We start from the raw sequence: 12,191 nt of genomic DNA on the forward strand, positions 1-12,191 counted from the left end.
GGCGCTCGCTTGAGGAGACGCAAGGCCCGCAAGAGCACGAAAGAAAATCTGGGAATAGACAGGAGAATTTGCGGAGATGATGACGCCATCATCAAGCGATGATCGCAAGCGGCCGCTTCGGCACGGGCCGGTATTTTCTTGGGCCAAAACGAAAAAGCCTGCCGCGGGAGGAGGTGCGGCAGGCTTTCGAAAAAAACCGAACGACAGCTGGGAGGAGGAGTGCTGTCATTCCACAGACGACCCTGGGAGGAGGATGGGGCGCCTGTATATCGAAGGGACGCGGGAGGAGGTGCATCGCTTCGATAGAAATAATCATACTTATTTCTTGCTCAGTTGATAGGCATTTATTTGCAATGCAGCTATGCGCTATGCGAAAAGCGGGCGGCTTGATCACCCTGCTCCATCCGCCGGACGCACAAAAGCAAAGCGCCCGCTCGGGAGGAAGCAGGCGCTGGCATAGTCTCGAAGATGCTTGGTCTAATTTGCCGTTAGCGGGCGATGGCCGCGCGGGCGACATTGCGGATTTCGCTGCGGCCGATGCCGAGGTCGTCCAGTTCGCGTGCGGACATACGACCCAGTTCAGCGACCGTCTGACGGTACTTGCGCCAGTTGTTGAAAGAGCGTGCTACGTTCATGATGATCCCCTTTCGTGGGCTTTCGAAGCTCAGCTGCCAGTCCTTGGCGCTTCGTTCGCTTCGATGAGTTGTATATAATATGAGACCTCTGACTATTACAGCGCCAATGCATCACTGCACCTATGCAGCAATTGCATGGATCGTCATATCTGGTAGCGATTTCCCGATCAGGATCCGAACCGCTTCGCGGTCAGAGTTTGAAACGATCGAAGGCCGTCAGCCGCACGATCGGCGGCTCCGCTTCTTTCCACCGGTAAATTTCCGAACGCAGATAGGAAAGCTCGTCGCCGAGATCCTCTTCGCCGACTTCTATCCACCAGGACTTCAGACGGCCGTCGCTGCCGTCAGACCAGCGATAACCCCTCGCCTTCAGGTGGTCCTTCATCTCGAACGGGCTGTGTTCGGCAAAGATGCGGATGCGCGAGCGCTGGCTGGCGCGGTAGAGCTCGGTGAACGGGCTTTCACCGTCGCGCTGCTCTCGATCGAGGATTTCCAGGAGCGCGTGGCAGTCGTCCACGGCGCGATGGCCTTCATGGAAATACCCGGCCTGGCCGACGAGATAGCCGAGTTTCGTGCCCTCGAAGCCGCGGGCGCTCCAGTCGATCTCCGAAACCGAGCATGCCCAGGCCTTGCCGGCGAAAATCGTCGAGAAGGCCTCGCAGAACGGCCGGTCGAACCCGGCATTGTGGGCAATAATTAGATCCGCCGGTTCGATCAGCGCTCTCAGAGATTGGATATCGATGAGCTGTCCTTCGACCATCGCATCGGTGATACCCGTCAGCCGGGTGATCTCGGGCGGGATCGGTCGGGACGGCTGTTGCAGGCCGCCATAAATGCTGATGATATCGCCGATTGCCCCGTCATCGTTGAACGTGAAGGCGACGGCGCCGATTTCGATGATCTCGTCGCTGCGGTGGTTGAGACCTGTGGTCTCCGTATCGAGAATGACGCCGAGCTGTGAAAACCCGGGCCGCCTGACTGACGCAACCGGCCGGGCGGCCAGCTTTCTCAAGATGCGATAGTTGCCGCTCTCTTCCAGCGTCCGCGCCATGTCTTCATCAGAGTAGGCGGTCGGTTGGGAAGGTTGCCGGCGCACTGGACCGCGCACCTTGGCAATCGCGGGCGATGCCTTGGCAAACATGTCGAGTTGCGAATCTCTGTGCACGCTCATCGACTCTATATGTCACGGAGACGCGATTTAATCCATCGCACGACAGCGCCGCGCGTCTTTTCGCGAGCCACAAAGGACGCGGTAGCCCTTAGTATTATGCAGTCGCCAGGCGCGGCGGCGTATGAACGCCTGCCGTTTTGTCCGGCGGGAAGCTCAGCCGGCAGACCGCCCCGGGATTGCGGTTGTCGATCGTCACCTCGCCGCCGGTGCATGCGCAGGATGTCACGAACGAGATTGAGGCCGAGACCGGCGCCGCGTCCGTCGTGATGGCGCTTGAAGAACGGCTCGAATATCCGGCCAAAAGACTGCGGTTGGCGTTTCAGCATTAACTCACACCGGGCGGGCGCCCCCATGTTGCTCTCAGAGCGCGGACGGACATGTCAATCCCCGCATCAACAAACGCGCGGAGACGGGATTGGCTGGCGCGGCGAATGACATCTGAAGGTAGGCGCGCGCGCCGGTCGTCCGCACGTCGACGAGGAAGCGCTGGCCGCCTTCGCGTGGTCGCAAGCGTGACCCGTCCAGAAAGCGCAATAGGCCCCAGGGCCCGGGCGCGCTCTTTTTCTCGACCGCGCCACTACTCTCGAAGGAGATCTCAAGGCCGCGCGCTGGCAGGTCGCCTGGCCAGTTAAGAGTCACCGTTCCGCCTGACGTGGTAACCGGAGCGTGAGAGCCGCCGATCGAGATGGTTGCGGCACCACGTTGCGCCAGCGCCTCAAGCGACAAAGGGACATGCGGCGAGCTTCCATGATGAAAGAGCGCGTCGCCGATCGCGGAAGCCCTTTGAAAGAATGCTGCGCTTTCGGGCGCGTATCCGGAGAGCCTGGCTTCGGGTTTCCAACGCCACGGGGACGCCGACGTATCCATCAAAGGCGCCAGCTGTGTACGGAAATATGTCTCTACGAGCCCATTCGGAGCGAAAATGCGCGCTACTTCCGCCATATCCGCGTCCGCCCCGTCATAGAACGGATAGCGGCCTGCGACAGCCGCCTGGCAGGCCACAGCGACCTCGCCCCAAGCCCCCGACGGCTTTGCTGCCGGAACTGGATCGGCGGGCTTTTCTACCGGCTTTGGAGAGGCTGTCTGCGAGATCACGTCTTCGACCATTTGTACGACGAGGAGCGGGGCCTGCTGCAGGGCGACGACGGAATTGGCGCGATCCTGTGCATCCATCAACGACTTTTTTCCGATTTCCGTGTTTCCGTCCAGAAGGGCAAGCGCGACATTCAGCGATAAGAAAAGGCGCGAGATTTCAGACATGCGACCCTGTTCCACGAACTGGATCGCAGGCCCGAGTGTCGCGGCAATCCGAAGCTGGTTCGCGTGGCTTCGGCCACGGTCGGTGCCACCCGCCTGGCGCCATACCTCACGGATCAGTGCCGAGAGCGGCGAGTTGCTGGCGCTTAGTACACCGCTGACGATCACGGCACTCGGTTGATCGGTGAACGGCCGCACACGAAGATCGCCGAGATACTGCGACCATGTCTCCAGAGTTCGTTTCTGAAGGAGGTCCATAACTGCATCAGCGCTCGTTTTGTCGGAGGAGCCCAGGAGTTTCGCAGTTTCGGCTGTTGCCTTCCCGATCGCCTCCTCTGCGGCGCCAGAGCGCGCATAAGCCCACCCTGTCTCCGTATAAAGACTGGGCACGGTCCGCTCGATAGGTCGTCCGGACCTGCGGATCAAAATCCTGTCGAGACCAGGGGCCGCCTGCCCGAGAGACCAGGCAGGCAAGGCCGCGGGTTTCTCGGCACGGGAAAGCTCGAGCATGGCACGCTCGGTCGCAGAGCCCTCTGAAGCAAACTGTCTCGCCTGGGCGATTGCTTCGGAATCCGGCTTTTGAAGATCTGCCGGGCCCGCTGACATGGCAGCGACATGTACTGCCAGGCCGGTAAGTTCGGGAAATGTCTGAGCTCGATCGTCGATCCAGCCTGCCAGAAACCACGGTTGCCAGTCGGATGTGCCGCTCAAGATGGACCAGGCGCGTAGGGAATCGTAAAGTGCAGTCGCCTCCCCTTCCGTTGCAAGAGCAACACCAAGGGCATCAGCGAGCGGGCTGGCGGCCAGGGCGTCGACGGCTTGGCCATAGCGGCGGCGTGCGGCCTCTGCCGGGTCGAGCATGCCTATGTGATGAATGAGACCAAGCGGAGAACGCTTTGCATCCTGCTCAACGAGCTGAACTGCGGCCAGGAATGCATCGAGTTGAACCGCGCGCGCGGCAGGTGTTGCCGCCTGACCGGCTTCTATGACGCGTGCGACATCGGGCAGTTGCGACAAAAGCCGCTCGCGAAACTGCCATTCGGCCCATCCTGCCCAAACCACGAGGATTGCCAGGAAAAGTCCGATCACAAGAGCAGAAAGACCGCGATCCGCCCGCGTTTTATGCTGAGTGGCCGACAGGAGCGCTGCCTGGACAGCATCGTTACAGTGACCAAGGAAGCGCGCGAGATCCCGGCGCGCGGGCCCTGCCCTTGCAGCCGCCGTCGCCCGTTCGGCGAGGCTGCTGGCAGCAATAACGCCGCCAATCGGAAGAGCAGCGGCAAGCGCGCGCTCCCATTTTCGGATCGACAATGCCGGATTGTTGCGCGCGCGCGCGTCGAGCAAAGCGACGAGTGCATCGCGTGCGTCGAGCAGCCAGTCCTGTGGAACCTTCCTGCGTCGCGCTTCCGTCTCGAAATTGGCGACGAGGCTACGCGCCGTTGCCGCGAGCTCGCGCGGATCTGGATGCTTTTCGCTTTCGGCACGTTTTGCCAGATCCAACAGGGGCTGTGCCAGTGCGGGAAGCACATCTGCCTGGATAGCGGCTGGACCCGGCGGTTCGAAATGGCCCTTCACAGCTTGCCCTCGGCCGCCCATTTTCGCAGGAGCGCCTCGCCTACCTCGAAGTGCATGGAATCTTCGCGGCTATAGCCCGCACCCCAATACCAGCCGGCCTCATTGAAGAATTCCGCGAGGACCACGAGCCCGAATTGCGTGCTGTTGTCGCCCATGTTGTCGAGGTTCTTCTTTAGTTTCAGGTCGACCGCCGCCCCCCACGCATGTGAGGACACCGACTTCGCCGACCCCCGCACATAGCGTGCACAGAGCGCGCCCTCGGTCCCGATTGCAGCATAGATATCGGGCTCCTCTTTCTGGAGGCGCGCCATGATCTGCTGCAGCGAATCCAGCGCGGGCCTGATCATGGTCAGCCGAACATGGCCGATATTCCGGGTTTCGAGTGCATTCAGCAATTTTGGATTGGTGACCGGTTCGCAGGTCGTCGAATAGGTGTTTCGCGGTTCGCCCAATATCTGCCGTAGCACTGCCGGGGTCGGGCGTATGACATTCTCGTTGAAGCGCTTCTTGGCCAGTTGCATCGGTTCAGTCAGATTTTCTTCTTCTTCCTGCGGTGCCATGCCACCGAATTGATCCGTGAAGAGGGGTGACGGATCGGGCGCTTGGCCGCCTTGCGGGCTGATGACAGGGGCTGTCTGAGCAGGGTCGGGACGTGGTGTTTTTTCCAGCTCCGTCATCCTGCCATCGACGTCCGACACCCGTCCTTTCAGGGCGTTCAATTCAGAGCGAAGCCCTCGAATTTCGCTGTCCTGCTGGGCAAGCTGCTGCGTGAGACGATCTAATTTGCCCGCATTGGGATCAAATTCCGTATCTTGGAGGAGGTTACCGACAAACGCAAAGATGATGGCCGCGAGAACGATGCTCATGCCGATGACGACGGCCGCGATGGCATTCATGGGCCTCAAGATATCGCTGCTCCGTCAATCTGGACGACAATCACGGAGACGTTGTCCGGGGCACCGTTGTCGAGAGCAGCACTGATCAATCGCTGACAGGCCACCGGCGGCGTTGAAACGGCATTCATAAGGGCGGTGATCTCGGCATCCGCCACACAGTCGGTCAGTCCGTCGGAGCAGAGAATGAGGGCATCACCCGGGCGGAATGAAACTTCCGTGGTTTCGACGACAAGATGATCGGACGCTCCAATTGCGCGGGTGACAATATGCGCTTGCGGGTGCTGCCAGGCCTCATTGGGAGAAAGGCGTCCGTCATCGAGAAGCTCCTGCACGACCGAATGATCGCGCGTCAGCTGCAGTAGTTCCCGATCGCGCCAGCGATAGGCACGGCTATCGCCCGCCCAGGCGAGCGTAGCAGTGCTGCCGTCCAGGAGCGCAGCCACTACCGTTGCGCCCATCTGCGCCACGTCGGCGGAGATTGCCCATCGCCGAACGGCGGAATTGGCGGCCTCGAGGGCGCCCACGAGATCGGCGCTCGTGATTGGAGCATGGGGAAGCAGGGCCAGGTGCTCGATCACCAGGTCGGCCGCAACGTCGCCGTGGCCATAGCCGCCCATACCGTCCGCAACGGCCCACAGCACACCCGAGGGATCCGTGAGTATTGCATCCTCGTTGCGTTTGCGAACATGACCGGTGTGACTCAGCCCAGCCCCTTGCGGCCTGCCCGGCGAGCTCGGGACGCGCGTCGAGGGACTCTTGGGATACTCCGCGGTCATGACCGGAAGAACCTCATCATTCGCTCCGTCGTGAGGGCCGGCACCGGAGCGGTTGCGCCCAAAGTCATCCTATAGTAATTTTTGGCAACGCGAAACATTTTTGCCGAGAGGAACCTAAAATGAAGCGCCTTCTGACTTTGAAGCTGCTGGTGTCTCTCGCTTTATTCTTCGCGTTGCGAAGTGAATTGAATGCGCAGGAACTAAACGAATCGGCGCTCAAGGAACGTTTCCAAAGGCAAATGGAATTGTTCAAGGCCGCCAAGCTGGGGTCGTCCCGCGGCCTCGTGCTGACCAATTCCGCGCCTGCACCCGAGGCGACGCCAGTGCCGATCGCAACGCCCGAGACCACGCGAGCCAAGACCGGATCCGGCCAGGCGAGTAGCAATTCGGGCACTCCGGCAAGTGCAACCAGTGGGGCAACAGTCGAGGCGACCCCGTCGTCCGGACAGGGGTCGGCGGAGACTTCACCAGCAACTGCAGCAGCGACGATAACGACACCTCAAACATACTGGAAGTTGCCTGATGATGATCAAATCAACTATCGCGTGCAGTTTGCCTTTGATTCCTCCGCCATCGAACCGAAGCAGAAGCCGATGCTGCAGAAGCTTTGCAGTGTCGTGAAAGAAATGGATATCAAGCTCGTTCGCATCATCGGTCACACCGATGCTTCCGGCGGAGCGCGGTACAATCAGAGCCTCTCCACGCTGCGCGCCAGGGAAGTGGCGCGCTTCTTCACGGAGGATTGCCATGTTCCCCGTGAACGGCTCGAGGCTGTTGGCGTTGGCGAGCAGTTTCCACTCAATCCGCAAACGCCGAAAGCGGACGAGAACCGACGCGTGGAATTCCAGGCAGTCAGCTAAAGGCGAATGGCAGCTCGCAATAGTATCTGAGCGCTATTCAAAGGCGTAGGTGAAGCCGTCCGCAGACGCTCCGACCGTTGCCTTCGTCAAGCGTTTGCCGTCCAGCGCCCAGTTCAATATGCCGGTGCTGAGCGCCGGCAGAAGCGAGTTGGTCAAGATCGCATCGATCATGCGGCCGCCCGACTCGACTTCTGTGCAGCGCGTCTTGATCAGCTCGAGAACGCCCTCTCCTATGACCAGCTCGGCGTTATGGCTCGTACGCAGTCGCTCTGCAATCTTCTTAAAGTTTGCCAGCGTGATCGCTTCGATCATGGAATCGGAGAGGGGATAATAAGGCACAACAATGACGCGCCCAAGGAAGGCGGCCGGGAACACTTGCAGCAACGGAGCCCGCAACGCAGCTTCGAGCTCTTCGGTGGCAGCGCGGGAGAGCCCGTTGCTTGTCAGCCTCATGATGACATCCGAACCGACATTGGAGGTCAGCAATATGAGGGTATTTCTAAAATCAATCCGTCGACCCTCGCTGTCGTCCATCATTCCCTTGTCAAAGACCTGAAAGAAGATCTCGTGGACATCGGGGTGCGCCTTCTCGACCTCGTCGAGTAAAATGACGGAATAGGGTCTGCGGCGAACAGCCTCGGTCAGAATACCTCCCTTGCCATAGCCCACATAGCCTGGGGGTGCTCCCTTCAAGGTCGAGACGGTATGGGCTTCCTGAAATTCCGACATGTTGATGGAGATCAGGTTCTGTTCGCCTCCGTACAATGCCTCAGCAAGTGCAAGCGCCGTTTCCGTCTTGCCGACGCCGGATGGTCCACAAAGAAGGAAAACGCCGACCGGCTTTTCCGGCGCCCCTAGTCCTGCGCGGCTGGTCCGCACCCGACGCGCTATCGCCTCCATGGCAAGGTCCTGGCCCACAACGCGTTCGCCCAGAATTCCGGCAAGCTTGAGAGCCCTCTCGGTCTGGCCGGCCAGCATTCGTCCGACGGGAATTCCGGTCCAGTCCTGAACCACCGAGGCTACGGCGTTGCGGTCTACCGACAGCAGCATCAGTGGCGTTTCGCCCTGCATCTCGGCAAGTTCTTGCGTGAGCGCTGTCAGGCGCAAAAGATCGGCATTTCCATCGGGAGAGTGTTTGTCGCGTTCCTTTGCGGAGGCATTTTCGTCTGGGACCGTCGCAACGGGCGCAGTTTCATCTTTCCGCGACAGCGCCGCATCGAGGCGAACGCCCTGTTCGCGTAGCCTCGCCCGCAAGTCGAGAATCTCAGAGACAATCGACCGTTCACTCTCCCAGCGGGCACGCGCCGCGGCAAGGGCTGTATCCGCCTCGCCGAGTGCCTTGTCGACCTTGACCTGGCGGTCTGCAACTTCAATGCCGATGGACCTTTCACGGCCGATGATCCCCTGCTCGATCTCAAGAGACTGTTTGCGTCGCAAAAGATCTTCAACCTCGGCCGGCGTCGCGTGCTGCGATACCGCTACGCGTGCGCAAGCGGTATCCAGTAAGCTGACTGCCTTGTCAGGCAGCTGTCGGGCCGGAATGTAACGATGCGAAAGGCTGACAGCCGTTTCGATCGCCTCGTCCAGGACCTGCACCTGATGATGTTTCTCGAGGATGCCCGCCACGCCTCGAAGCATAAGGATGGCGCTTTCTTCGCTGGGCTCCTCAATCTTGACCACCTGGAAGCGTCGGGTCAGCGCCGGGTCCTTCTCGATATGCTGTTTGTACTCCGCCCATGTCGTTGCCGCGATCGTGCGAAGTTCGCCGCGCGCCAATGCCGGCTTCAAAAGATTGGCCGCGTCCCCCGTTCCCGCAGCTCCGCCCGCTCCGATCAGTGTATGTGCCTCGTCGATGAAGAGGATGATCGGCGTCTCCGATGACTGAACCTCGTCGATCACTGTCTTGAGGCGTTTTTCGAACTCGCCTTTGACGCTTGCGCCAGCCTGCATCAAACCAACATCCAGCATGTGGAGCGTAACCCCTTTCAGAGGCGGCGGCACGTCCTCTGCAGCAAGGCGAAGTGCAAAGCCTTCGACGACCGCCGTCTTGCCGACCCCGGCCTCGCCCGTCAGGATCGGGTTGTTCTGCCGTCGGCGCATGAGAATGTCTACGATCTGGCGGATTTCCGGATCGCGACCCAGAACCGGATCGATCTTCCCTTCCCGAGCACGCCTGGTCAGATCCGTCGCATATTTCGCCAACGCGGAATCGCCCCCCGCCGCGCGTTCCTTGCGCACGAGTTCGCCAGCATCGCTTCTGCCGCTATTTTCAAGCGATCCCGAGAGTACGTCGTCCAAGCGGGCAAGGACAGAATCGGCCTCGATCCGGTCGAACTCACCGCTGATCTTCGAGAGCAGGCCGTCAAGCACTGGCACCTTCCTGCAGGCTAGAAGGACGTAGGCGCCACGAACCACCTCTGAGCCGAACTGAAGGCTTGCGAGACTCCAGGCTTCCTGGACAGCGTGGAATATATGGTCCGAAAACTCTTCAATGGACGTCGCGCCATAGGGCAGCTTGTCGATCGACTGCGCCATGTCGGCTGCAAGGCGCCCGAGGTCCACGCCAGCGTCGGCGAGGATGAACTGGAAATCCCCGCGGTCGACGAGCGCCAGCTGCTCGATCCAATGCACGAGTTCGACATAGGGATTGCCCCGAAGCTTGGCGGCGTCAGCCGCCGCCTTAAATGCACGCAGGCAAATCGGATCGAGCTTGCCGATCAGTTCTTTACGCTTGAAGCTCTGGGAAGACATGTTCTGCTGCATGCCGGTCGGGCTCCTGCCATGTGCTCTGGAACGAACGAGCCTAGTCTTCGATGTCGATGGCAAACTGCCACATTATAGTGTCCTTGACAAATATTCGAACCGCATGTCTTTGATGAATAGTGTGACCGCGTGGTTTGGAGTTGCCAGATGATCGATCCATTGCCCGGTGACATCTTTCGCAAAAGCCAGGTACTCAACAATACCTATGAGATCGAGGGTGTGCTTGGTCGCGGCGGAACGGGCGAAGTCTACCGCGCCAGCAACAAGATCACCGGCCGTGTCGTCGCGCTCAAGGCACTCAAGCGAGAGCTATCGGCCAATGCCAATTATCTGGAGCTGATGAAGCGGGAAGAAGAGATGCGCGGCATCTCGCATGACGCGGTCGTACGCTATACCGACTGCAGCCAGACAGCCGAGGGTCACGTCTATTTGGTCATGGATTACGTCGCAGGCACGCCACTCAGCGACTATCTCGAGCGTGGCGGGATTTCCCCTGGCGACCTGCTCGTCGTGGCCCAAAGAGTGGCCGAGGGCCTAGTTGCGACACACGAACGCAAAATCGTCCATCGCGATCTGTCGCCCGACAACATCATCCTCCGCAACGGCCGGCCCGAGGAGGCCGTCATCATCGACTTCGGCATTGCCAAGGACAGCACGACGGGCGCGCGCACAATCGTCGGTAATGAGTTTGCCGGCAAATATGAATATGCAGCGCCCGAACAATTGCACGGGCGGGCCGAGCCGCGTTCGGACCTTTATGCCCTCGGCGCATCCTTGCTTGCGACTTTTCGGGGGAAAATTCCAAATGTCGGGACGAGCCCTGGTGAGGTCGTCCGCTACAAGGAGCGCCGGCTCGATACAGCGGGCGTTCCCGAGCCGCTCAAGGCTTTGATCGACGATCTGACCCAACCTGACGCGTCGCGACGCCCGCCAACCGCTGCGGCCGTCGTCAAGCAGGTGAGCGAGCTGTGGCGGACCGGTCGCACAGGCCAGCAGGAAGGCGGGCCCGGCGCCAGGCGAGGCTGGCGACCATGGCTGGCGATCTTAGCCATTGCTGCCGTGGCGGCGATCGCGGGGCTTTGGTTTGCAGGCTTTCCTGATGGCCTGTTTGTGAAAAGCCTGCCGGTCGCCGCACCCTATAAACTCAGCGCCGGGCTCGATGGGCAACACCAGACGACCTTGTCCGGTTTCGCTCCCGATGCCGACCAGCGGCAGGCGATATTGGCAGGTTTTACCCGTGCAGCCGGGCTTGCAGCACCCAAGGATGCACTCGGTCTCGCGAGGGGCGAACCTTCCGCGCGCTGGGCACAGGACATCGACAGCTTTTTTGCAGCCGCCGACGGACTAGACGAGTGGAAGCTTGACGTTACGGATCGCACCGTTCGCCTCACCGGCCTTGCGCCCGACAAGACATCACGTGACGCCGCCGTCAGCCAATTCAACGAGGCGAGCAAGGCCGCGGGCTACCAGCCGATCGTGCGAATTGCCGCAGGTCCGAGAAGTTTGACGCCCGACGAGCTGAAATCGGCCATCGCACCAATGGAGACTTGCGGTCCGCTTGGCGTCCACGCGCCGGAAGGGGCAAACTTTCCTCTCGGTTCGACAGTCACAATTCGGGGAGCCGTCGCCGCCAGCGGCGATGTTGAAGCGCTCCGGCAGACGCTTGCGCCGCGTCTCGGTGATCGCGACCTCCGATTTGATACGACAGTGCTCAGTAGCCAGCTGTGCGTGGTCCAGTCATTGTTGCCCGATGCGCCGCAGGGACCGATGACGATCGTGCTCGGTTATGGCGACAAATCCGAGCCAAACATGTCCGGCATCTACGCGGTCGGCGACAATCCAGTCATCGATGTGCTTGCTCCGACTACGATTAAGAACGGCTACCTCTGGGTCGCGATCGCCGATGTCACCGGCAATCTGTTCAACGTCCTTCCGAACATCAAGCGCCCGGACAACGCGCTTTCCAGTCTCGGGACCGTGTCCAACGGCATGCGGACGATCCGTGTCGCCTACTCCACGGCTGATGGAGCGACTGACCCCGCAAAGCTTTCCTTTGCCGTCGACAATACGTTCGGCAGAAGTCTGATAATCGCGATGCAGACTGACCGTCCTCTATTTTCGCAACTTCGCCCTACAACCGAGTCCACGAAGTCCTTTGCTGAGGATTTACATGCAGTTATTGCCAGCGGGCAGGTTTCGATCCTGTCGACTACGACCCGATTGATCGATACTCGGAATTAGTTGCTGCTTGCCCGCAA

Annotated in this window: 8 protein-coding genes and 1 pseudogene; 2 read left to right on the forward strand and 7 right to left on the reverse strand. The window is 60.3% G+C overall.

The annotated features are described in order from the left end of the window. Positions 1 to 488: 488 nt before the first annotated feature. From ACD590_RS32215 to ACD590_RS32240, 6 genes and pseudogenes are all read right to left on the reverse strand, one after another. Positions 489 to 635 carry a DUF1127 domain-containing protein gene (locus ACD590_RS32215; RefSeq protein ID WP_003548073.1) on the reverse strand — a complete coding sequence of 49 codons (147 nt, stop codon included), beginning with the start codon at positions 633 to 635 and terminating at the stop codon, positions 489 to 491. Between the two features lie 190 nt (positions 636 to 825). Then, positions 826 to 1,806: a 3'-5' exonuclease gene (locus ACD590_RS32220; RefSeq protein ID WP_026231026.1), complete on the reverse strand. Its 981-nt coding sequence runs from the start codon at positions 1,804 to 1,806 to the stop codon at positions 826 to 828. Between the two features lie 94 nt (positions 1,807 to 1,900). After that, positions 1,901 to 2,102 (reverse strand): annotated as a pseudogene (locus ACD590_RS32225) (sensor histidine kinase); the annotation flags it as partial. A gap of 64 nt (positions 2,103 to 2,166) precedes the next feature. Next, complete coding sequence (locus ACD590_RS32230) at positions 2,167 to 4,602, reverse strand: ImcF-related family protein (RefSeq protein ID WP_439004243.1); 2,436 nt, start codon at positions 4,600 to 4,602, stop codon at positions 2,167 to 2,169. 32 nt (positions 4,603 to 4,634) lie between these two features. Continuing rightward, positions 4,635 to 5,534 (reverse strand): M15 family metallopeptidase, encoded by a 900-nt coding sequence (locus ACD590_RS32235; protein ID WP_131605560.1) that lies wholly within the window; start codon positions 5,532 to 5,534, stop codon positions 4,635 to 4,637. A gap of 5 nt (positions 5,535 to 5,539) precedes the next feature. Next, entirely contained in the window at positions 5,540 to 6,310 is a 771-nt protein-coding gene (locus ACD590_RS32240) for a PP2C family protein-serine/threonine phosphatase (RefSeq protein ID WP_131605561.1), read from the reverse strand. 119 nt (positions 6,311 to 6,429) lie between these two features. Between ACD590_RS32240 and ACD590_RS32245 the strand changes: the two genes are divergently transcribed. After that, positions 6,430 to 7,170 carry an OmpA family protein gene (locus tag ACD590_RS32245; protein ID WP_131605562.1) on the forward strand — a complete coding sequence of 247 codons (741 nt, stop codon included), beginning with the start codon at positions 6,430 to 6,432 and terminating at the stop codon, positions 7,168 to 7,170. Positions 7,171 to 7,203: 33 nt separating this feature from the next. Here the strand turns inward: ACD590_RS32245 and tssH are convergent, their stop codons facing one another. Next, on the reverse strand, positions 7,204 to 9,933 hold the full coding sequence (tssH, locus tag ACD590_RS32250; RefSeq protein ID WP_439004183.1) for a type VI secretion system ATPase TssH: 2,730 nt from the start codon (positions 9,931 to 9,933) through the stop codon (positions 7,204 to 7,206). A 147-nt stretch (positions 9,934 to 10,080) separates the two neighbouring features. Here tssH and ACD590_RS32255 point away from each other — a divergent pair, with 147 nt between their 5' ends. Next, positions 10,081 to 12,174: a serine/threonine-protein kinase gene (locus ACD590_RS32255; protein WP_439004184.1), complete on the forward strand. Its 2,094-nt coding sequence runs from the start codon at positions 10,081 to 10,083 to the stop codon at positions 12,172 to 12,174. Positions 12,175 to 12,191 lie beyond the last annotated feature (17 nt).

The sequence above is a fragment of the Rhizobium sp. 862_C5_N1_2 genome (assembly GCF_051811205.1).
In the GTDB taxonomy this organism is placed as follows: domain Bacteria; phylum Pseudomonadota; class Alphaproteobacteria; order Rhizobiales; family Rhizobiaceae; genus Rhizobium; species Rhizobium leguminosarum.

Excerpts from the sequence above, each read along its gene's own strand:
- tssH (WP_439004183.1), bottom strand. The coding sequence starts at position 9,933 with ATGCAGCAGAACATGTCTTCCCAGAGCTTCAAGCGTAAAGAACTGATC.
- ACD590_RS32245 (WP_131605562.1), top strand. The coding sequence starts at position 6,430 with ATGAAGCGCCTTCTGACTTTGAAGCTGCTGGTGTCTCTCGCTTTATTC.
- ACD590_RS32215 (WP_003548073.1), bottom strand. The coding sequence starts at position 635 with ATGAACGTAGCACGCTCTTTCAACAACTGGCGCAAGTACCGTCAGACG.
- ACD590_RS32255 (WP_439004184.1), top strand. The coding sequence starts at position 10,081 with ATGATCGATCCATTGCCCGGTGACATCTTTCGCAAAAGCCAGGTACTC.
- ACD590_RS32240 (WP_131605561.1), bottom strand. The coding sequence starts at position 6,310 with ATGACCGCGGAGTATCCCAAGAGTCCCTCGACGCGCGTCCCGAGCTCG.
- ACD590_RS32220 (WP_026231026.1), bottom strand. The coding sequence starts at position 1,806 with ATGAGCGTGCACAGAGATTCGCAACTCGACATGTTTGCCAAGGCATCG.
- ACD590_RS32235 (WP_131605560.1), bottom strand. The coding sequence starts at position 5,534 with ATGAATGCCATCGCGGCCGTCGTCATCGGCATGAGCATCGTTCTCGCG.